Consider the following 21,052-nt stretch of genomic DNA (forward strand, 5'->3'; position numbering starts at 1 on the left):
GATACCCCGTACCCCGTCCGCAGCATCTGGGAGCGGATCAGATGCGTCGCGATGTCCCGGTCGCCGAGCCCGAACCACTCCGGCTTCGCCCCGTACGCGGCGAGTTCTTCCTTCGCGTTCCAGGTTTCACCCGCATGCCCCCACCCCCGCACCGGGTCGATACCCCCGCCGAGGGTGTACATGCAGGTGTCCAGATCCGGGCAGATCCGCAACCCGTGCATCCACACATCGTCACCGACATTGACCACCGCCGTGATCCGATGCGACGAACCCCCACCATCCGGCGCATCAACACCGAGAAGCCGCCGCACCCCTTGCAGGAACCGGGCCCCACCGACCCCGCCAACCAATACAGTCACGTTCACGGTGCAAGCCTAGGCGGTGGCCGTCGGCGTCCGGTGGGCTGCTTCCCCAGGGCGATTGGAGAGCGCGAAATAGTAATCGACTTTTTGCCGTTAGCTTGACCGCGACACGCTGGGCGTGTCTAATCACAAATATGTCATTCCAACGTTGCGGACGTGGAATCACTTGCAGCGGGGATCAATTCGAACGGTTGTTCGAACGGGGTGGCAGGGGTGTTCGGTTCGGGGTACATGATCGATCAAAATTTTCTGCGCTATCACAGGTGAGGAGGCGGAACGATGCCCAATGAGCAGCTCGAGTCGGAGACTCGCTGGAGCACAGTAAGCGACGAACCGCAGACCAATTCCGAAGCAGGCGCAGCGGACGGCGTCTGTGTTCAAGAAGTCTGTGTGCAAGAAGACGGTGTGCAACAAATAAGTGTGCAAGAAAGCAGTGTGAAAGAAATTCCTGTGCCGGAACTCGTCGCGCAGGAAGTCGAGACGGCGGGCCCCCGCCCGGTATTGAGTCTGGTGACCGGTTTCGACGAATTGTTCGACACCATCGAGGATCAGTGGCAGGAACGTGCACTTTGCGCGCAGACCGACCCTGAGGCCTTCTTCCCCGAAAAGGGGGGCTCCACCCGAGAAGCGAAGCGCATCTGCCTCGGCTGCGAGGTGCGGGACGAATGCCTCGACTACGCACTGGCCAATGACGAGCGGTTCGGTATCTGGGGTGGTCTGTCGGAGCGTGAGCGCCGGCGGCTGAAGCGGGGGATCGTTTAGTCAGTCATCATCGCCCGGCAGATCCGGGTCGATGACCTCGGGTTCGACTCCGAGGTAGGTACTCACCTGCTGTACGAGCACGTCGTGCACCAGGTCGGTGAGATCGTCCGGATCCTTGGCGCGCTGTTCCAGCGGTCGCCGGAACAGGACGACTCGCGCCCGCGTCGTGGATCCGTGCCGGTCGATGCCTGCCGGGATCAACCGGGACAGCGGCACGGGCCCGTCCGCCACGACCTCGGCGGGCCAGTTGACCGAATCCGGGTCGAGCGCATGAATCTTCGGGACTTCGTCGACAGCGATGTCCAACTTCGTGAGGCGTTCACGCCAGCGTGAGTCGATCGGCGCGAACGCCTCCAGAACCACCAGATCGAATTTCTCCGCGCGGCTGCGTCGCGCCGGCGCGTCCGGGGGGAACACGGACCCGCGGATCCCACGTCCCCGTCGGTCGACGGATCGGGTGGTGACGGGACGCCTGCGTCGTGCTCTGGACATGGAGTGGACATTACGACAGCCGGACACTGTCGGTGTGTCCGAGTAGGTGTCGGGCCTTCGTGGGGCTAGGCTTCTTAGCTGTGAGATCTCTGCGTCGATGCTGCCGCCCCGGGTGCAAGAACCCCGCTGTCGCGACGCTCACGTACGTCTACTCGGACTCCACCGCCGTCGTCGGCCCGCTCGCAACTGTCGACGAGCCGCACTCGTGGGATCTGTGCGAAACGCACGCGTCGAGGATCACCGCACCCAAGGGTTGGGAACTGGTTCGGTACGAGGGCGGATTTTCGTCGAGCACCCCGGACGAGGACGATCTGACCGCGCTGGCGGAGGCCGTGCGGGAGGCGGGCCTCGGCGATCGCGGAAGGTCCGAGCGGACCGTGTCCACCGAGGAGCGCGCCGAAACCGGCACCCAGCCCGGCCCGGCTCGTACCGGCCGGCGTGGCCACCTGCGGGTTCTTCCCGACCCTGCCAACTGACGTCCCAGCTCGTCCCGGGCCTGCGGTCCGCGGCGTGCCGTGCCCGCGACGGGCAGGCATTAGGCTTTGCGCCAGCACTGGTGCTCGTAAAGGAGAAAACAGAAGTGGCGCGATCAGCCGAGTCCGTACATGCCGTGATCAAGGCTTACGACGTGCGGGGTGTCGTCGGTGAACAAATCGATGTCGCGTTCGTGCAGGACGTGGGTGGCGCGTTCGCACGACTCGTCCGCGCGGAGAGTGCCACGAAGGTCGTGATCGGTTACGACATGCGTGCGTCGTCCCCGGAACTCGCCCGCGCGTTCGCCGACGGTGTCACCGCCCAGGGTCTGGACGTCGTGCTCATCGGACTCGCGTCCACCGATCAGCTGTATTTCGCGTCGGGACTGTTCGACTGCCCGGGTGCGATGTTCACCGCGAGCCACAACCCGGCGAAGTACAACGGCATCAAGCTGTGCCGCGCGGGCGCGAAGCCGGTGGGGCAGGAGACGGGCCTCGCCGCGATCGCCGCGGAGGTCGTCGACGGGGTGCCCGCGTACGACGGCGCCGCGGGTGAGGTGTCCGAGGAGGACGTGCTCGAGCAGTACGCGAGTTTCGTCCGCGGGCTGGTGAACCTGTCCGGCCTCCGGCCGCTGACGGTGGCCGTGGACGCGGGCAACGGCATGGGTGGGCACACCGTCCCCGCAGTGTTCGAGCCGATGCCGGTGAAGCTGCAGCCACTGTACTTCGAACTCGACGGCACGTTCCCGAACCACGAGGCGAATCCGCTCGACCCGGCCAACCTGGTGGATCTGCAGCGGTACGTCCGGGAGACCGGTGCCGACATCGGTCTGGCTTTCGACGGTGACGCCGACCGCTGCTTCGTGGTCGACGAGCTCGGCAACCCGGTGTCGCCGTCCGCAGTGACGGCCCTGGTGGCCGAGCGTGAGCTGGCCAAGGAGCCGGGCGCAACCGTCATCCACAACCTCATCACCTCCCGCGCCGTGCCGGAACTGGTCACCGAACTGGGTGGACACCCGGTGCGCACCCGGGTCGGGCATTCGTTCATCAAGCAGCAGATGGCCGAGACGGGGGCGATCTTCGGTGGCGAGCACTCCGCTCACTACTACTTCCGCGATTTCTGGGGCGCCGACTCCGGCATGCTCGCCGGGTTGCACGTCCTCGCGGCACTGGGGGAGCAGGACCGTCCGCTGTCCGAACTGATGGCCAAGTACGAGCGGTACGCGGCGTCCGGAGAGATCAATTCGACGGTGTCGGACGCCGTCGAGCGGACCGACGCGGTGGTGGCGGCGTTCGCCGATCGCACCTCGGGTGTAGACCGGCTCGATGGTGTCACGGTCGAATTGCAGGGCGACGCGTGGTTCAACCTGCGCGCCTCCAACACCGAACCGCTGCTGCGACTCAACGTCGAAGCGCCCACGACGGCAGACGTAGATGCACTCGTTACCGAGATATTGGGCATCGTCCGAGCCTGACTGCCATAGTTGGAATAACAAGGTTCTGCTCGTGCTGCGAATGTGGCTTGCACTGATGAGGCTTGCACTGACGAAGAAAGGGGGTGCGGTGTCATGACAGCGCCGACGCCCCTGCTCGATCTGGACGACGGGGACGCACTGGTTTCCGCGGACACCGAGGGCGTACTCCGTTCCGCCGCAATGGGGGGTGCCCAGATCCGGGCCACCCGGTCCGCGGTCGAGGAAGGGGCTCTCGAACGACTTCAGGGGCTGCGTCCGCGCAGCGTGGTGGTGGTCACCGGCGCGGGACGGGCCAGCCGCGGTGCCGGGATCCTGACGGCGGTCCTCGCCGAACGGATCGGATTCCCGCTGGTGCGCGCCACCCGGACCCCCGTCTGGGTGGGTCCGCTCGATGTGGTCGTGGTGGCCGGCGACGACGCAGGCGACCCCCGTCTCGTGCAGGCCGTCGACGCGGCGGTCCGGCGCGGCGCCGAAGTGGTGGTCGCAGCACCGGACGAGGGACCCTTGCAGGCGGCAGCGGCCGGACGCGTCGTCATGTTCGCGCCGCGGGTCCGGGCACTGACCCGGCACGGTCTGCTCCGGTACTTCGCGGTTCTGCTGGCCGTCCTGCGGGTGGTCGGTTCGGAACGCTGGGGCGACGAGGTCCCCGACCTCGAGCAACTCGCCGACGCGGTCGACGGTGAGGCGCTGCGCGACCGGCCGAACAGCGAGGTGTTCCACAACCCGGCGAAGTCTCTGGCCTCCCGCATGCAGGGACGCCGCATCGTGCTGACCGGTGATACGGAGAGCACGGTGGAGTTGGCCCGGCACGGCGCCGAGGCGCTGCTGCACGCCGGCCGCGTGGCGACGGCGTCGGAGCTTCCGGACGTGCTGAGCGCGGCGGGCACGTTCCGCGTCGACCAGGCGCTCTCCGCGCACGACTCGATCTTCCACGATCCCGAACTGGACGGTCCGCCGCCGGCGAGCCCGGTGCGCACGTTCGTGCTGTCGGCCGATGCCGACCGGATGCTCGTCGAACGCAGGATCGCGGTCCTGGGCGACGTCGACCTCGTCGTCGCGTCGTCCGACGAGGGGCAGGTTCCCTCGCAGCGCCCCGAATTGGAACAGGCGGCGGTCCTGGTCGGCAGGCTCGACATGACTGCCGCGTATCTACAGTTGATCGGCGGTATCTAGTGCACCGACTCGAAGGTGCGCTCCGGTCCTACGCGTGGGGATCGCGCACCGCCATCGCACAGCTGCGCGGACTTCCGGTTCCCACGGCCCATCCGGAGGCGGAACTGTGGCTGGGCGCGCACCCCGGTGATCCCGCCCGCGTCATCACCGACGAGGGGCCCCGGTCTCTTCTGGACCTGGTGCACGCGGAGCCCGAACGTCAGCTCGGGAAGCGCAGTGTCGAGACGTTCGGCGAGCGCCTCCCGTTCCTCCTGAAGTTGCTCGCGTCGGAGGAGCCGTTGTCGTTGCAGGCGCACCCGAGCGCCGAGCAGGCGTGGGAGGGCTTCGCCCGGGAGAACGAGGTGGGAATCCCCCTCGAGTCCTCCGTGCGCAACTACAAGGACGCCAGCCACAAACCCGAACTCGTCGTGGCCCTCAGCAGGTTCCACGCGCTCGCCGGCTTCCGGGACCCTCAGCGCACGGTCAAGCTGCTCGAGGCGATCGCCGTTCCGGAACTGCAGCCTTACGTGGGCCTGATTGCCGGCCAACCCGACTCGGACGGTCTCCGCGCGCTGTTCACCACGTGGATCACGTTGCCGCAGCCCGTGCTCGGTGCGCTGATGCCGAGGGTGCTCGACGGATGCGTCGACTATCTGTCGAACACCAAGGACGGTGAATTCGCGGCGGAGGTCCGCACTGCCCTCGAACTGAGCGAGGTGTACCCGGGGGATGCGGGTGTGCTCGCCGCGCTCCTGCTGAACCGGGTCACCCTCGAACCGGGGCAGGGTCTGTACCTCGACGCCGGCAACCTCCACGCCTACCTGCACGGGATGGCGGTCGAGATCATGGCCAACTCCGACAACGTGCTGCGCGGGGGACTGACGCCGAAGCACGTGGACGTACCGGAGTTGCTGCGTGTCCTCGATTTCGACACCGTCGACATTCCGATCCTGGAGGCTCGGGAGCGTCCAGGCGGGGGCGAATTCGTGTATTCGACGCCGGCGCCGGAATTCGTCCTCGCGCGGATCGATCTGTCGCCGGACGGCCCGGCGGAGCACCGGCTCGACTCGGAGGGGCCGCACATTCTGTTGTGCACCTCGGGTTCGGTGGAGCTGCGGTGTGGATCCGACGGCCTCGAACTCTCCCAGGGAAACGCCGTCTGGATCGCGGCCGAGGACCCCGAAGTGGTGGTGACGGCGGGCACCGAGTGTGCCCAGTTGTTCAGTGCGAGGGTTGGCTCCCCGATCGCGCGTAGCCTGTGAGCCGCCCTGCGATCCGGGAAGGCCTCCGCGGCCCGTCGTCGTGAGGGTCGTGTGCGACCGAGAGGAGGAGTCAGTTGTCGGCTCATGGGGGAAAGAAGGCGATTCTCGCCGCGCTCGGTGCCAATGCAGGTATCGCGGTTGCCAAGTTCGCCGGCTTCCTGATCACCGGCTCGTCGTCCATGCTGGCGGAATCCGTGCACTCGGTGGCCGATACCTCCAATCAGGGCCTGCTCCTGCTCGGCCAGAGGAAGGCCGAACGCGCCGCCGACGATCTGCACCAGTTCGGTTACGGGCGCAGCCGCTACTTCTATTCGTTCGTCGTCGCGCTCGTGTTGTTCAGCCTCGGTTCGCTGTTCGCGATGTACGAGGGCATCCACAAGATCCAGCATCCCGAGGAACTGTCGTCGCCACTCGTGGCGGTGGTCATCCTGGTGATCGCCATCGCGCTCGAGGGGTTCAGCTTCCTCACCGCCATGCGGGAGTCGCGTCCGCTCAAGGGGCAGGCGAGCTGGTGGGGATTCATCCGCACGTCGCGCAGCCCGGAGCTACCCGTCGTGCTTCTCGAGGACACCGGCGCACTGGTCGGTCTCGTGCTCGCGCTCGGCGGTGTCGGTCTGACGATGCTCACCGGCGATCCGGTGTGGGACGGGGTCGGCACCCTCTGCATCGGCGCCTTGCTCGGCGTCATCGCGATCATCCTCATCGTCGAGATGCAGAGCCTGCTGATCGGTGAGGGCGCCACCGCCGACGAGGAGGCGAAGATCCTCGCCGCCCTCGCCGACGGCGAGAAGATCGAGCGCGTCATCCACTGCAAGACGCAGTACCTCGGGCCCGAGGAAATCCTCGTGGCGGCGAAAGTGGCGATGGCCCCCGGTTCGGACATCGGCACGATCGCCGAGGCCATCGACGAGGCCGAGGCGCGGGTGCGGGGCGCCGTCCCGGCGGCTCGCCGCATCTACATCGAACCCGACCTGTTCCGGGCAACCGAAGGCATAGGCTGAACGGCAACTTTCGATTGAGGAGGCTGATGTGGCCATCCAGGACAAAGGCAGCGGAGGACCGGATATTGGCGGCAGGCCGACCGGATTGTTCCGCACCAAGTCGATCGAGCAGTCGATCCGCGACACCGACGAACCGGAGACCAAACTCCGCAAGGATCTCACGGCGTGGGACCTGACCGTCTTCGGTGTCGCAGTCGTCATCGGTGCCGGCATCTTCACGCTCACCGCGCGCACCGCAGGCAACGTCGCGGGTCCCTCGGTGTCGGCGGCGTTCGTCATCGCCGCCATCGCGTGCGGCCTCGCGGCGCTCTGCTACGCGGAGTTCGCCTCGACCGTTCCGGTCGCGGGCAGCGCGTACACGTTCTCCTATGCGACGTTCGGTGAACTGGTCGCGTGGATCATCGGCTGGGACCTCATCCTCGAATTCGCGCTCGCCGCGTCGGTCGTGGCGAAGGGCTGGTCGCTCTATCTCGGTGAGGTGATCGGCAATCATTCGCCGATCGCGCAGATCGGCTCGGTAAAATTCGACTGGGGCGCGGTACTCATCGTCGCGATCATCACCGTCGTGCTGGCGACGGGCACCAAGCTGTCGTCGCGCGTCTCACTCGTGATCACCTCGATCAAGGTGGCCGTCGTCCTGGTCGTCGTGGTCGTCGGCGCGTTCTACATCGACCCCGACAACTACTCGCCGTACATTCCGCCGTCCGAGGCGGGCAGCACGGGCGAGGGTATCCATCAGTCCCTGTTCTCGTACGCCACGGGCGCGGGCGGCAGCACGTTCGGCTGGTACGGGCTGCTCGCGGCGGCCAGCCTCGTATTCTTCGCGTTCATCGGGTTCGACATCGTCGCCACCACCGCCGAGGAGACGAAGAATCCGCAGAAGGCGCTGCCCCGCGGAATCCTGGGCTCCCTGCTGATCGTGACGATCCTGTACGTGGCGGTGACGCTGGTGCTCACCGGCATGGTCGACTACCACGAATTGGCCGGGGACAGTTCCAATCTGGCCACCGCCTTCGGCATTCACGGGATCACGTGGGCGAAGAACCTGATCTCGTTCGGTGCACTGGCCGGCCTGACCACCGTGGTGATGGTCCTCATGCTCGGGCAGACCCGCGTGCTGTTCGCCATGTCCCGGGACGGGCTGATGCCGAGGCGGCTGGCGCCGACCGGCAAGCACGGCACCCCCGTTCGGATCACCGTGCTCGTCGGTGTCGTGGTGGCCGTGCTGGCGGGCGTCTTCCCGATCGGCACCCTCGAGGAGATGGTGAACATCGGAACGCTGTTCGCGTTCGTCCTCGTGTCGATCGGCGTGATCGTGCTGCGCCGCACCCGCCCGGACCTGCCCCGCGGATTCCGGGTCCCGTTCGTGCCGGTGGTGCCCATCCTCGCGGTTCTCGCCTGCGTGTGGCTGATGGTCAACCTGTCCGTCGAGACGTGGATCCGGTTCATCGTGTGGATGGTGCTCGGTGTGATCATCTATTTCGCCTACAGTCGCCGTCACTCGATGATGGAGCGGCGGAGCCGCGGCGAGGTCTGACACGCCGGAGGGTGTCCTGCTGGGGCGCAGGGGGTTTCGGTGCCTCGCGGTGGTGTGCCGCCGTAATTCGTTGGGACGACTCCCCGGACGAGCGGAGCCGACCGGATTACGGTGCGGCGAAAGCGGGGCACTAAGGTCGTCGCCATGACTTCGTCGCGTGTCCGGGTGCCCTATCAGGAGGCTGCGCGGCTATTGCTGCGTCAGTCGGTGCTGGACGCGATGCGGGATCTCCTGTTCGAGAAGGACTGGTCCGACATCACGATGTCGGATGTCGCGGCCGGTGCCGGGGTGAGCAGGCAGACGCTCTACAACGAGTTCAAGTCCAGGCAGGGGCTGGCGGAGGCGTACGCCCTCCGGCTCGCCGACGAACTGGTCGACGCGGTCGACGAGGCGCTGGTGACGAACGTCGGGCAGGGCCGCGCCGCGCTGCTCGCCGGTTTCACCGCGTTCTTCGCGGCCAGCCTGTCCGACCCTCTGGTGCAGTCACTTCTGCGCGGCGAGACCAAGCCCGACCTGCTGCGGCTGATCACGACCGAGAGCGCCCCGATCATCGAGCGGGCGTCGACGCGGCTCGCCGAGGTGTTCCAGCGGGGCTGGGTGCGGGCGAACCCGTCGGACGCGGGGATCCTCAGTCGCGCCATCGTGCGTCTCGCTATGAGTTACATCTCGATGCCACCCGAATCCGAGGCCAACGTCGCCGAGGATCTGGGTGCTCTTCTGGGTCCTTTCGTGGACGAGGCGGTCGGCGGAGCCGATCGGGAGTGATCGCCCGGCCGCGCAGCGTCACGTGAGTGTGACCCCCGGGCCGCAGTACCGATAGCCTTGACCGAAACAGCAGTCAACCAGGAGAGGCAGATGACGACCTCAGTTTCAACCACGCCCGTGGCCGAGAGCCGTAACGGGATCGATTTCAAGGTGGCGGACCTTTCGCTCGCCGAGTTCGGCCGCAAGGAGATCCGGCTCGCCGAGCACGAGATGCCGGGACTGATGGCCCTCCGTCGCGAGTACGCAGAGGTGCTGCCGCTCAAGGGTGCTCGCATCTCCGGTTCGCTGCACATGACCATCCAGACGGCCGTGCTCATCGAGACGCTCACCGCGCTGGGCGCCGAGGTCCGCTGGGCCTCGTGCAACATCTTCTCGACGCAGGATCACGCCGCCGCCGCGATCGTCGTCGGCCCCCACGGCACACCGGAGGAGCCGCAGGGCACCCCGGTCTTCGCGTGGAAGGGCGAGACGCTCGAGGAGTACTGGTGGGCCGCCGAGCGGATGCTCACCTGGCCGGACGCCGACAAGCCGGCGAACATGATCCTCGACGACGGCGGCGACGCCACGATGCTCGTCCTCAAGGGCGCGCAGTTCGAGAAGGCGGGCGTCGTGCCGCCCACCGACGACGACCAGGATTCCGACGAGTACAAGGTGTTCCTCGCCCTGCTGCGTCAGTCCCTCGAAGCAGACAAGACCAAGTGGACGAAGGTTGCGGAGTCGGTCCAGGGCGTCACCGAGGAGACCACGACCGGTGTCCTGCGTCTGTACCAGGTCGCTGCTGCCGGTGAACTCGTCTTCCCGGCCATCAACGTCAACGACTCGGTCACCAAGAGCAAGTTCGACAACAAGTACGGCACCCGCCACTCGCTGCTCGACGGCATCAACCGCGGCACCGACGTGCTGATCGGCGGCAAGGCCGCGCTCGTCTGCGGTTACGGCGACGTCGGCAAGGGTTGCGCAGAGGCGCTGCGCGGGCAGGGTGCCCGCGTCGCGGTCACCGAGGTCGACCCCATCAACGCCCTCCAGGCACTGATGGACGGCTTCGAGGTGAAGACGGTCGAGCAGGCCATCGGCTGGGCCGACATCATCATCACGTCCACGGGCAACAAGGACATCATCACGTTCGATCACATGAAGCAGATGAAGCACCAGGCCATCCTGGGCAACATCGGTCACTTCGACAACGAGATCGACATGGCCGGCCTCGAGCGTTCCGGTGAGATCACCCGCATCAACATCAAGCCGCAGGTGGACGAGTTCCGGTTCAAGGACGGCCACTCGATCATCGTGCTGTCCGAGGGCCGCCTGCTGAACCTCGGCAACGCGACCGGCCACCCCTCGTTCGTGATGAGCAACAGCTTCTCCAACCAGGTGATCGCCCAGATCGAGCTGTGGACGAAGCCGGAAGAGTACGACAACGAGGTGTACCGCCTCCCGAAGCACCTCGACGAGAAGGTCGCGAAGATCCACGTCGAGGCCCTCGGTGGCACCCTCACCAAGCTCACCAAGGAGCAGGCGGAGTACATCGGCGTCGACGTCGAGGGCCCGTTCAAGCCCGAGCACTACCGGTACTAGAGGCCGCGGCGTCCCCCGGTCCGTCGCGTGCGGGCCGGGGGATAGCCTTTCTCCCCGTGGGAACACTGATTGCGCTGGAAGGCCTGGACGGCGCGGGCAAGCGAACACTCGTCGGAGCGGTTGTGGCCCGCCTCGCCGAACGGGGTCTGACGGTCGGCACCCTCGACTTTCCGCGGTACGGCCGGTCCGTGCACGCCGATCTGGCATCCGAGGCGCTCAAGGGCGCGCACGGGGACCTCGCAGACTCCGTGCACGCGATGGCCGTCATGTTCGCGCTGGACCGGTCCGGTGCCGTCGGCGAGCTGTCCGCGCTGCTCGCCGGCCACGACCTGGTAATCCTCGACCGCTATGTGGCGTCCAACGCCGCGTACGGCGCGGCCCGGTTGCACCAGGCGGCGGACGGGGAGTTCGTCGGCTGGGTGGCGAACCTCGAATTCGAGCGGCTGGGGCTGCCCCGACCCGACCTGCAGCTGTACCTGGATGTTCCCGTGGCGCTCGCCGCGCAACGCGCCCGTGGCCGCGAATCGGCGGATGCCAGCCGGTCGCTCGACGCCTACGAACGCGACCGTGGGCTGCAGGAACGCACCGGTGAGGTGTACCGCGAGCTGGCCGTGAAGGACTGGATTTCGCCGTGGTGGGTGCTCACCCCGGACACCGATCCGGTCACGCTCGCCGAAAACCTGGCACTCTTGAGTGACGACACGGCACGCCGTGACGAGAAAGAACACGGCACGCCGTAACGGCGAACGGGCTGTTACGGCCTCCGAAGATGCAACGATAGGGACATGAAGCCAAGGATTCTGGTTGTCGACGACGACACTGCGCTCGCGGAGATGCTCACGATCGTGCTCCGCGGCGAAGGATTCGATCCGTATGTGGTGGGGGACGGGACCCAGGCGCTCACCGCGGTCCGGGAGACACGCCCCGACCTGGTGCTGCTCGACCTGATGCTGCCCGGCATGAACGGCATCGACGTGTGCCGTGTCCTGCGGGCCGATTCCGGTGTTCCCATCGTGATGCTGACCGCGAAGACGGACACCGTCGACGTGGTCCTCGGATTGGAATCCGGCGCGGACGACTACATCATGAAGCCGTTCAAGCCCAAGGAGCTGGTGGCTCGGGTCCGCGCTCGGCTTCGCCGGACCGAGGACGAGCCGGCCGAGCTGCTCAGCATCGCCGACATCGTCATCGACGTCCCCGCCCACAAGGTGAGCCGGGGCGAAGAACTGATCTCCCTCACCCCCCTCGAGTTCGACCTGCTGGTGGCTCTGGCGCGCAAGCCGCGACAGGTGTTCACCCGTGAGGTGCTGCTCGAGCAGGTGTGGGGTTACCGACATGCGGCCGACACCCGACTGGTCAACGTGCACGTGCAGCGCCTGCGCGCCAAGGTCGAGACTGATCCCGAGAATCCCGAAGTGGTTTTGACGGTCAGGGGGGTCGGCTACAAGGCCGGACCGCCGTGACAGGTGTTTCCCGATGGCGGCGTCGTGTCAACCGACGCGTTTCGCCGATCCTTCGGTGGGGTCACTCACTGAGCAATACCCTCGCGCACACGTGGCGTCGTTCGCTGCAGCTGAGGGTCGTCGTCTCGACGTTGACGTTGTCGCTCATCGTCATCGTCGTGCTCGGCGTCGTGCTGACGAGTCAGATCACCGACCGTCTGCTCGAGACGAAGATCAACGCGGCCACCGAGGAGATGGACCGTGCCCGGAGCACGGTGGAGGGGCAGCTGGCAGGCGCGGACGACAGTAGTTCGCCCACCACGCAGCTCGACGGCGCCAGGGCCGCCCTGACGAACCGTGAACCCGACGCCGGGCAGGCGTCGGGTTCGGCGGGGACGTTCGACCCGGTGCTGATCGTGCCCGGTGACGGCCCCCGCGCGCCGACGTCTAGTGGCCCGGCGGACCAGATCCCGGAGTCGCTGCGGGCGTTCGTCCAGGCCGGTCAGGTGGCGTACCAGTTCGCCACCGTGAACGATCCGGAAGGCTATTCGGGGCCGGCGCTGATCGTCGGGAGCCCGACCGCGTCGGCGATCTCCACACTCGAGCTGTACCTCGTGTTCCCGCTGGCCAGTGAGGACCGCAGCCTGTCGCTGGTCCGCGGCACGCTGCTGGTGGGTGGCGCCGTGCTCGCCGTGCTGCTCGCGGCCATCGCGCTCCTCGTCGCCCGGCAGGTGGTCCTGCCCATCCGGTCGGCGTCACGGATCGCGGTGCGTTTCGCGGACGGCCGGTTGAAGGAACGGATGCCCGTGCGCGGCGAGGACGACATGGCCCGGCTGGCGATGTCGTTCAACGAGATGGCGGAGAGTCTGTCCAAGCAGATCACCCAGCTCGAGGAGTTCGGAAATCTCCAGAAGCGATTCACCTCCGACGTGAGCCACGAACTACGGACGCCGCTGACGACCGTGCGCATGGCGGCCGACCTCATTCACGACGGCAGCGACGATCTCGACCCCGTGCTGCGGCGGTCCTCGGAGTTGCTGGTCGCGGAACTGGACCGATTCGAGGGGCTGCTGGCCGACCTCCTCGAGATCAGCAGGCACGACGCCGGCGTCGCGGAACTGGCCGCCGAGCAACTCGACGTCCGGATGTGTGCGCGTGCGGCGATCTCGACCGTCCGCCACCTCGCGCGCGAGAGCGGGACCGAACTGATCGTGGACCTGCCCGATCAGGCGGTGATGGCCGAGGTGGATCCGCGTCGGGTGGAGCGCATCCTGCGGAACCTGCTGGCGAACGCGATCGATCACGGAGAAGGCAAGCCGGTGCTGCTGCGCGTGCGCGCCGACGACAGCGCTGCGGCGTTCATCGTGCGCGACCAGGGCGTGGGCCTGCGGCCGGGCGAGGAGAAGTTGGTGTTCAACAGGTTCTGGCGGTCCGATCCGTCGCGCGTGCGGCGGTCGGGCGGTACCGGCCTCGGACTCGCGATCAGCGTGGAGGACGCGAATCTCCACGACGGCAGGCTCGAGGCGTGGGGTGAACCCGGCCAGGGCGCCTGCTTCCGGTTGACGCTGCCCCGGGTGCGGGGACGCAAGGTCGTGTCGAGCCCGCTGCCGCTGAAACCAGGAACCGTGAAATACGTTCAAGGACAGCCGGTTCCGGGCGACGACACGTTGCCGGTGCGCAACGAGGCCCCGGAGGCGGCGGCCGACGAGTCCCGCACGATTCCCCAGCAACGTGAGCGTGCGCACGTCGGTGACCGGGACGGTGCGCACGTGCCGGAGTCGGACCTGTGACGCCCGGCCGGCGATCCGCCCTGCAGTCGCGGTCGGTGTGCGGTGCGATCGCCCTCGCGGTGCTCGTGACCGTCAGCGGGTGCGCGAGCCTCCCGGATTCGTCCACCCCGCAGGCGATCGGCACGATCAACCGTGACTCGCCGGGCTCGAGTGTCGCGGCCCCGGCGCCGGGACGCGAACCAGACCTGCTGCTGCGCGACTTCTTCAAGGCCAGCACCGATCCGACCGACCGGCACCTCGCGGCCCGCCAGTTCCTCACCCCCGGTGTGTCCGGCAGGTGGGACGACGCGGCCAGCGCCACGATCGTCGACAAGGTCGACGTGCTCCCGGAGACCCGGTCGGCCGACCAGGCGACGTACACGATCCGCGCCAACAAGGTGGGTCAGCTCGAGCCCGGTGGGCTGTACGTTGCGGAGGAGGGCAGTTTCGAGACGAAGATCAGTCTCGAGCTGCAGGGCGGCGAATGGCGGATCTCCGAACTCCCCGCAGGCGTGATCCTCGATCGGGCGCAGTTCCTGAACACGTACCAGCGCAAGTCGCTGTACTTCCTCGACCCGGCCGGGACGACGGTCGTGCCGGACCCGCGCTGGGTGTCGGGCGCCCAGGACCAGATGGCGTCGCAGCTGATCGGCCTGCTGATCGACGGGCCCAAGGCCGCGCTCGCCCCGGCCGTCCGCAACGAGCTCGGTGACGGGGTCTCGGTGCGCGGCCCGATCACGAAGGCCGACGGCCGCACCGCGCAGGTCGGGGTGGGGCTCGGCGGGATCCGGATCGACTTCGCCGGCGTGCCGCCGATGGACGCGCAGCAGAAGCAGCTGTTCGCGGCGCAGGTGATCTGGACGCTGGCCAACGCGGAGATCTCGGGCCCCTACGTGCTGCTCGCCGACGGCGAGCCGTTCGACGAACGGTTCCCGAACGGGTGGACCACCGCCGACGTCGCGTCCATGAACCCGTTCGCGACGTCCAGCGCCACCGTCGGCCTGCACGCGCTGCGCGAGGGGTCGATGGTGAGCGTCACCGAGACCGGTGTCACCCCGGTGCCCGGGTACTTCGGTTCGGCCCGCAACATGCGGTCGCTCGCGCTGTCGCAGGACGGGAAACTGGTCGCCGCGGTCGCGGACACCGGGCGTCCCGCGCCGGAACCCGCGAGTTCGCTGATGGTCGGGGCGTACGAGGACGGTGCCGCATCGGTGCTCGAGGGTGGCGCGATCACCCGACCCACGTGGGCGCCCGACAACTCGGCGATCTGGGCAGCGGTCAACGGCAACACGGTCATTCGGGTGTTGCGCGAGCCCGGCACCGGCCGGACGTCGGTGGTCAACGTCGACGCAGGCGCCGTCACCGCACTGGGCGCCACGATCACCGAGTTGCGCCTGTCCCGCGACGGGGTGCGTGCGGCACTGATCGTCGACGGCAAGGTCTATCTCGCCATCGTCACCCAGACGCCGGGTGGTCAGTACGCGTTGACGAATCCCCGTGCGGTCGCGATCGGGCTGGGCAGCCCGGCGCTGTCCCTGGACTGGAGCACGAGCGACACGATCGTCGTCGCGCGTGCGGCGTCGGACATCCCGGTGGTGCAGGTGGCCGTCGACGGTTCGCGGATGGACGCGCTGCCGAGTCGCAACCTGACCGCGCCGGTGGTGGCCGTGGACGCGTCGACGACCACGGAGTTCGTCGCCGACTCCCGGGCGGTGTTCCAGTTGAACAACAACGATCCGGCCGGCGACCGGTACTGGCGGGAGGTTCCCGGGTTGACGGGTGTGAAGGCGATCCCGGTCCTGCCGGGCTGAGGCCGCCGCTGCGGGCCGGCTGTCGGTGCGAACGCGGATACTGCCCGCATGCGCGCCCTGCCCGGTCTCCGCACCCTGCTCGACCTGATCCTGCCCGCCGAGTGCGGCGGGTGCGGGGTGCCGGGCACCCAGTGGTGTGCCCGCTGCGCCACGGAGTTGGCCGACGATCCCGTGCTGCTCCGGCCGCGGGTGGACCCCGGCGTCGGGGTGTGGGCGCTCGGGCCGTACTCGGGTGCCCGCCGCCGGGCCGTCATCGCCGCGAAGGAGCGTGGGCGGCGCGATCTCGCTGCGCCGCTCGGATCCGCCGTAGCGGGCGCTCTGAGCCGTCTGCAACAGTGGGGTGAACTCGACCCGCCGGACGTCGCCCCGGTGGTCCTCGTGCCGGCTCCGACGCGTCCGCGGGCGGCCCGTGCACGCGGCGGTGACCCCGTCACGCGGATCGCCGTCGCCGCGGTAGGGGACAGGCGCGTGTGTCCCGCGCTCGTGATGCGGCGCGCCGTGCGTGATTCGGTCGGACTGAACGCAGATCAACGTCGAGTAAACCTAGAGGGTGGCGTTCGGTTGACGCGCAGCGGCGCAGCATTCGCGCGACATCTCGAGTCGGAATCGCCGTCATTGCACAGGGTTTCGGTGGTTCTTCTGGACGACGTGTCGACCACCGGCGCGACCGCGACCGAGTCGGTTCGGGTGTTGTCGAGAGTGGGTATCCGGATCAGCGCGGTGGTCGTGGTGGCGGGTGTTGGATGAAATTCTGCCGAACAGTGGCACTCGCGCGCGTTACGTACTAGCGTCGCGGACACACCCGAAAACACAGGTAGGAGGTGGAACTTCGAACCTGGTGCCGGGCGGACCCCCTTCCGGCATTGCTCAAACTCGCCGCCGCCCATCAAGGGGCGGGGCCGTAATCGGGAGGTACGAGTGACGACCCCTTCGCAAGCCTCGGTTTTCGTCGACGACCGCACCACGGAAGCACAAGAGAAGACGGATACCCCCACCGCCGAGATCGTCGTCAAGGGACGCAACGTCGAGGTACCCGACCACTTCCGCGTGTACGTCTCCGAGAAGCTGTCGCGCCTCGAGCGCTTCGATCCCTCCATATTCCTGTTCGATGTCGAACTTCACCACGAACCCAATCGGCGCCAGAGGAAGAACTGCCAGCGCGTCGAGATCACTGCCCGAGGCAAGGGGCCGGTAGCCCGAGCCGAGGCATGCGCCGACAGTTTCTATGCAGCATTCGAGTCGGTGACCGCCAAGCTCGAGAGCAGGCTCCGCCGCACGAAGGATCGCAAGAAGGTCCATTACGGGGAAAAGACCCCGGTGTCGGTGGCGGAGGCCACCGCCGCACTCGCCGAGGACGACAGTCTCGGCATCAGTCCCGACATCTCCCTGGACGGTCAGGTGTCGGACGAGCACACACCGGGTCATGTCGTGCGTACCAAGGAACACAAGGCCACGCCGATGACCGTCGACGACGCTTTGTACGAGATGGAGCTGGTAGGACACGATTTCTTCCTGTTCCACGACAAGGAGTCGGACAAGGCGACCGTCGTCTACCGGCGGCACGCGTTCGACTACGGATTGATCCGTCTGGCGTGATGTACTCCCGTTCCGCCTGACGATCCGAGCGGTCGGTCTACTCGTCCGATCGCGGAAGCGCCTACCATGGAATCCGGCCGGGGTTCTCGGACCTCCGGCCGGATTTTGTGTGTCACCCATCCACTGCCGAAGATTGAGGACGAACAAGACTGTGCCGTCGCTGTCGCTATCGAAGCTGCTCCGTGTTGGTGAAGGTCGCATGGTCAAGCGGCTCAAGCACATCGCCGACCACGTTTCCTCGCTGTCGCCCGAGGTCGAAGACCTGACCGACGAGCAACTCCGCGCGAAGACCGAGGAGTTCCGCGCCCGCTACCGTGACGGCGAGACGCTCGACGAGCTGCTGCCCGAGGCGTTCGCGGTCGCCCGCGAGGCGTCCTGGCGGGTCATCGACCAGCGGCACTTCCACGTGCAGATCATGGGCGGCGCCGCCCTCCACTTCGGCAACATCGCCGAGATGAAGACGGGTGAGGGCAAGACCCTGACCTGCGTGTTGCCCGCATACCTCAACGCGATCGCCGGGGACGGCGTGCACGTGGTCACGGTCAACGACTACCTCGCCAAGCGCGACTCCGAATGGATGGGCCGCGTCCACCGCTTCCTCGGACTCGACACCAGCGTGATCCTGTCCGGCATGTCGCCCGCCGAGCGTCGCGCGGCCTATGCGGCGGACATCACGTACGGCACCAACAACGAGTTCGGGTTCGACTACCTGCGCGACAACATGACGCACTCCCTGGACGATCTCGTCCAGCGCGGTCACAGCTTCGCCGTGGTCGACGAGGTCGACTCCATCCTCATCGACGAGGCCCGGACCCCGCTCATCATCTCCGGCCCCGCCGACGCGTCGAGCAAGTGGTACGCGGAGTTCGCCCGCATCGCGCCGCTGCTCAAGCGTGACGTGCATTACGAGGTCGACATCCGCAAGCGCACCATCGGCGTCCACGAGGCCGGCGTCGAGCTCGTCGAGGACCAGCTCGGCATCGACAACCTGTACGAGGCCGCCAACTCGCCGCTCGTGAGCTACCTGAACAACGCCATCAAGGCCAAGGAACTGTACACGAAGGACAAGGACTACATCGTCCGCGACGGCGAAGTGATCATCGTCGACGAGTTCACCGGCCGCGTCCTCGTCGGCCGCCGGTACAACGAGGGCATGCACCAGGCGATCGAGGCCAAGGAGAAGGTCGAGATCAAGGCCGAGAACCAGACCCTCGCCACGATCACGCTGCAGAACTACTTCCGCCTGTACGACAAGCTGTCGGGCATGACGGGTACGGCCGAGACCGAGGCTGCAGAGCTGCACCAGATCTACAACCTCGGCGTCATCCCGATCCCCACCAACCGGCCGATGGTCCGCGTCGACAACGGCGACCTGATCTACAAGACGGAGGAAGCCAAGTTCGACGCCGTCGTCGACGACGTGGTGGAGCGGCACGAGAAGGGCCAGCCGGTCCTCATCGGCACCACCAGCGTCGAGCGGTCCGAGTACCTGTCGAAGCAGTTCACCAAGCGCGGGGTGGCACACAACGTCCTGAACGCGAAGTTCCACGAGCAGGAAGCCCAGATCATCGCCGAGGCCGGCCGGTCGGGCGCGGTCACGGTGGCCACCAACATGGCCGGTCGTGGTACCGACGTCGTGCTCGGCGGCAACCCCGACATCATCGCGGACATCGCGCTGCGCAAGCAGGGCCTCGACCCCGTCCACACCCCCGACGACTACGAGGCGGCGTGGGACGACGTCCTCGACCAGGTCAAGGCCGAGGTGAAGGCCGACGCCGACAAGGTCCGCGAGGCCGGCGGGCTGTACGTCCTCGGCACCGAGCGGMACGAGTCCCGGCGCATCGACAACCAGTTGCGCGGCCGGTCGGGTCGTCAGGGCGATCCGGGTGAGTCGCGGTTCTACCTGTCACTCGGCGACGAGTTGATGCGACGGTTCAACGGTGCGGCGCTCGAGTCGATCATGACCCGGCTCAATCTGCCCGACGACGTCCCGATCGAGGCGAAGATGGTCTCGAAGGCCATCAAGAGCGCTCAGACGCAGGTCGAGCAGCAGAACTTCGAGATCCGCAAGAACGTCCTCAAGTACGACGAGGTGATGAATCAGCAGCGCACGGTCATCTACAACGAGCGCCGTCAGATCCTCGAAGGCAAGGACATGGAGGGCCAGGTCGAGAAGATGATCACCGACGTGGTCACCGCCTACGTCGACGGCGCCACCGCGGAGGGCTATGTCGAGGACTGGGATCTCGAACAACTGTGGACGGCGCTCAAGACGCTGTACCCGATCGGTGTCGACTACAAGGAACTGGTCGGCGACGGCGACGACGAGACGAAGGACATCACCGCCGACGAGCTGCGCGAGACCCTGCTGAAGGATGCGCACGACGCCTACACGCGGCGTGAGGCCGAGATCGACGGCGTCGCCGGTGAGGGATCGATGCGCGAACTCGAGCGCCGGGTCCTGCTGAGCGTCCTCGACCGGAAGTGGCGTGAGCACCTCTACGAGATGGACTACCTGAAGGAGGGCATCGGCCTGCGGGCGATGGCCCAGCGTGATCCGCTCGTCGAGTACCAGCGCGAAGGTTTCGACATGTTCGGTGGGATGCTCGAGGGCCTGAAGGAGGAGTCGGTCGGATTCCTGTTCAACCTCCAGGTCGAGGCGGCCGCCCCGCAGGCGGCGCAGGCCCCGGGTGTCAGCGTCACCGCGGCTTCCGCCGCGGCGACGGCGTCGGCTGCACCCGCTCCGGCGGCACCGCGACCGCTGCCCACCCAGGAGGCAGCGCAGCAGGCGCAGGGCACGGCGGCACCGTCGGCCCTCCGCGCGAAGGGACTGGACGACGGTGAGCCCCGTGGGCTCACGTATTCCGGGCCCGCCGAAGACGGCAACGCCCAGCTCAGCCGCCGCGGAGCGGCCGAATCGGACGATTCCGCCGACGCCGGAACCCGTCGCCAGCGGCGCGAGGCCGCGCGGTCGCAGTCGAAGGGCAAGAAGGCCCCGCGTACCAAGCGCAAGCGCTGACCGCAGCGGGGACGATCAGCCGATCACCAGCGAGGTGACGGTCCAGCCCGTGTCGGACTGTTGTTCGACACGGGCAGCGATCACGAAGATCCGTGGCCCCCGGCCGTACGTGCCGAAGGCCTCGAAGACGCAGGGCTCCACCGCGCGCAGATGCACGCGGACGAGCGCCGCCACACCGAGTCGCCGGGCAGGCGACTCCGCGAGCGCGAACGTGCGGACCACGTCGACGAGCGACGGCGCCACCAGCGGCCGCAGTTGCCGGACGTTGCGCCGCCGATCCAGCACTTCGAGAACGAGCCGGAACGCCTGCTCCGTGAACCGCTGAACGTCCGGCGACGGAATCGGCAGTGTTCCCGGGTGCCTCGCGGCGGTGCGCGGCGACGCCCCCGAGTGCGGCGACGACCGGTGTCTGCCGTGCCCGAGCGGGTGCCGCGCACCCGACTGCGCCGCCGAACCTCCCGGCAGGATCGGCGCGGCGTCGTCGCCGGCCGCCGGCTCGAAGCGCGGCACCCGTGACAGGAACGTGTAGGACTCACTCATTTCTTACCCCCCGGTTTCG

The 21,052-nt window shown here is 67.5% G+C and carries 19 protein-coding genes; 16 read left to right on the plus strand and 3 right to left on the minus strand.

The features are described 5' to 3' along the window. Positions 1–365, minus strand: a 365-nt coding sequence (locus AC1DWT_RS36305; protein ID WP_477924349.1) for a 2-phospho-L-lactate transferase CofD family protein, incomplete at its 3' end; no start/stop codon positions are given. Positions 366–863: 498 nt separating this feature from the next. On the opposite strand from AC1DWT_RS36305, the gene AC1DWT_RS36310 reads away from it, so the two are divergent. Beyond that, positions 864–1,124, plus strand: a complete 261-nt coding sequence (locus tag AC1DWT_RS36310; RefSeq protein ID WP_167372239.1) for a WhiB family transcriptional regulator — start codon at positions 864–866, stop codon at positions 1,122–1,124. Here AC1DWT_RS36310 and AC1DWT_RS36315 read toward each other — a convergent pair whose 3' ends face one another. Then, positions 1,125–1,616: a metallopeptidase family protein gene (locus AC1DWT_RS36315; protein WP_072937618.1), complete on the minus strand. Its 492-nt coding sequence runs from the start codon at positions 1,614–1,616 to the stop codon at positions 1,125–1,127. A gap of 80 nt (positions 1,617–1,696) precedes the next feature. On the opposite strand from AC1DWT_RS36315, the gene AC1DWT_RS36320 reads away from it, so the two are divergent. From AC1DWT_RS36320 to secA, 15 genes are all read left to right on the plus strand, one after another. Then, the gene (locus AC1DWT_RS36320; RefSeq protein ID WP_072937619.1) at positions 1,697–2,092 is read left to right on the plus strand and encodes a DUF3499 domain-containing protein; all 396 of its coding nucleotides are present in this window, start codon (positions 1,697–1,699) and stop codon (positions 2,090–2,092) included. 104 nt (positions 2,093–2,196) lie between these two features. Beyond that, positions 2,197–3,564, plus strand: a complete 1,368-nt coding sequence (locus AC1DWT_RS36325) for a phosphomannomutase/phosphoglucomutase (protein WP_477924352.1) — start codon at positions 2,197–2,199, stop codon at positions 3,562–3,564. Between the two features lie 93 nt (positions 3,565–3,657). Beyond that, positions 3,658–4,737: a tobH protein gene (locus AC1DWT_RS36330; RefSeq protein WP_072937621.1), complete on the plus strand. Its 1,080-nt coding sequence runs from the start codon at positions 3,658–3,660 to the stop codon at positions 4,735–4,737. After that, the gene (gene manA, locus AC1DWT_RS36335) at positions 4,737–5,978 is read left to right on the plus strand and encodes a mannose-6-phosphate isomerase, class I (RefSeq protein WP_477924354.1); all 1,242 of its coding nucleotides are present in this window, start codon (positions 4,737–4,739) and stop codon (positions 5,976–5,978) included. Before AC1DWT_RS36330 ends, manA begins: the two co-directional genes overlap by 1 nt. 74 nt (positions 5,979–6,052) lie before the next feature. Continuing rightward, on the plus strand, positions 6,053–6,979 hold the full coding sequence (locus tag AC1DWT_RS36340) for a cation diffusion facilitator family transporter (RefSeq protein WP_095860854.1): 927 nt from the start codon (positions 6,053–6,055) through the stop codon (positions 6,977–6,979). Between the two features lie 28 nt (positions 6,980–7,007). Then, on the plus strand, positions 7,008–8,516 hold the full coding sequence (locus AC1DWT_RS36345; RefSeq protein ID WP_072937624.1) for an amino acid permease: 1,509 nt from the start codon (positions 7,008–7,010) through the stop codon (positions 8,514–8,516). Between the two features lie 144 nt (positions 8,517–8,660). Then, entirely contained in the window at positions 8,661–9,281 is a 621-nt protein-coding gene (locus tag AC1DWT_RS36350) for a TetR/AcrR family transcriptional regulator (RefSeq protein WP_072937625.1), read from the plus strand. 90 nt (positions 9,282–9,371) lie between these two features. After that, on the plus strand, positions 9,372–10,856 hold the full coding sequence (gene ahcY / locus AC1DWT_RS36355) for an adenosylhomocysteinase (RefSeq protein ID WP_095860853.1): 1,485 nt from the start codon (positions 9,372–9,374) through the stop codon (positions 10,854–10,856). A 56-nt stretch (positions 10,857–10,912) separates the two neighbouring features. After that, complete coding sequence (locus tag AC1DWT_RS36360; protein WP_072937627.1) at positions 10,913–11,596, plus strand: dTMP kinase; 684 nt, start codon at positions 10,913–10,915, stop codon at positions 11,594–11,596. A 45-nt stretch (positions 11,597–11,641) separates the two neighbouring features. After that, the gene (gene mtrA, locus AC1DWT_RS36365; protein WP_005240059.1) at positions 11,642–12,319 is read left to right on the plus strand and encodes an MtrAB system response regulator MtrA; all 678 of its coding nucleotides are present in this window, start codon (positions 11,642–11,644) and stop codon (positions 12,317–12,319) included. Then, complete coding sequence (mtrB, locus tag AC1DWT_RS36370; protein WP_072937628.1) at positions 12,316–14,088, plus strand: MtrAB system histidine kinase MtrB; 1,773 nt, start codon at positions 12,316–12,318, stop codon at positions 14,086–14,088. Before mtrA ends, mtrB begins: the two co-directional genes overlap by 4 nt. After that, complete coding sequence (gene lpqB, locus AC1DWT_RS36375; RefSeq protein ID WP_072937629.1) at positions 14,085–15,878, plus strand: MtrAB system accessory lipoprotein LpqB; 1,794 nt, start codon at positions 14,085–14,087, stop codon at positions 15,876–15,878. Before mtrB ends, lpqB begins: the two co-directional genes overlap by 4 nt. Positions 15,879–15,926: 48 nt before the next feature. Further along, positions 15,927–16,625, plus strand: coding sequence for a ComF family protein (locus AC1DWT_RS36380; protein ID WP_095860850.1), 699 nt, complete (start codon positions 15,927–15,929; stop codon positions 16,623–16,625). A 171-nt stretch (positions 16,626–16,796) separates the two neighbouring features. Continuing rightward, positions 16,797–17,474: a ribosome hibernation-promoting factor, HPF/YfiA family gene (gene hpf, locus AC1DWT_RS36385; protein WP_072937631.1), complete on the plus strand. Its 678-nt coding sequence runs from the start codon at positions 16,797–16,799 to the stop codon at positions 17,472–17,474. A 151-nt stretch (positions 17,475–17,625) separates the two neighbouring features. Next, entirely contained in the window at positions 17,626–20,493 is a 2,868-nt protein-coding gene (secA, locus tag AC1DWT_RS36390) for a preprotein translocase subunit SecA (protein ID WP_477924367.1), read from the plus strand. A gap of 15 nt (positions 20,494–20,508) precedes the next feature. Here the strand turns inward: secA and AC1DWT_RS36395 are convergent, their stop codons facing one another. Then, positions 20,509–21,033, minus strand: a complete 525-nt coding sequence (locus tag AC1DWT_RS36395) for an Rv3235 family protein (protein ID WP_072937633.1) — start codon at positions 21,031–21,033, stop codon at positions 20,509–20,511. Positions 21,034–21,052 lie beyond the last annotated feature (19 nt).

Source organism: Rhodococcus sp. P4_B6, from assembly GCF_056402215.1.

Coding starts and splice junctions, on each gene's coding strand:
- AC1DWT_RS36395 (WP_072937633.1), bottom strand. CDS start 21,033: ATGAGTGAGTCCTACACGTTCCTGTCACGGGTGCCGCGCTTCGAGCCG.
- AC1DWT_RS36380 (WP_095860850.1), top strand. CDS start 15,927: ATGCGCGCCCTGCCCGGTCTCCGCACCCTGCTCGACCTGATCCTGCCC.
- AC1DWT_RS36315 (WP_072937618.1), bottom strand. CDS start 1,616: ATGTCCAGAGCACGACGCAGGCGTCCCGTCACCACCCGATCCGTCGAC.
- mtrA (WP_005240059.1), top strand. CDS start 11,642: ATGAAGCCAAGGATTCTGGTTGTCGACGACGACACTGCGCTCGCGGAG.
- ahcY (WP_095860853.1), top strand. CDS start 9,372: ATGACGACCTCAGTTTCAACCACGCCCGTGGCCGAGAGCCGTAACGGG.
- AC1DWT_RS36330 (WP_072937621.1), top strand. CDS start 3,658: ATGACAGCGCCGACGCCCCTGCTCGATCTGGACGACGGGGACGCACTG.
- AC1DWT_RS36350 (WP_072937625.1), top strand. CDS start 8,661: ATGACTTCGTCGCGTGTCCGGGTGCCCTATCAGGAGGCTGCGCGGCTA.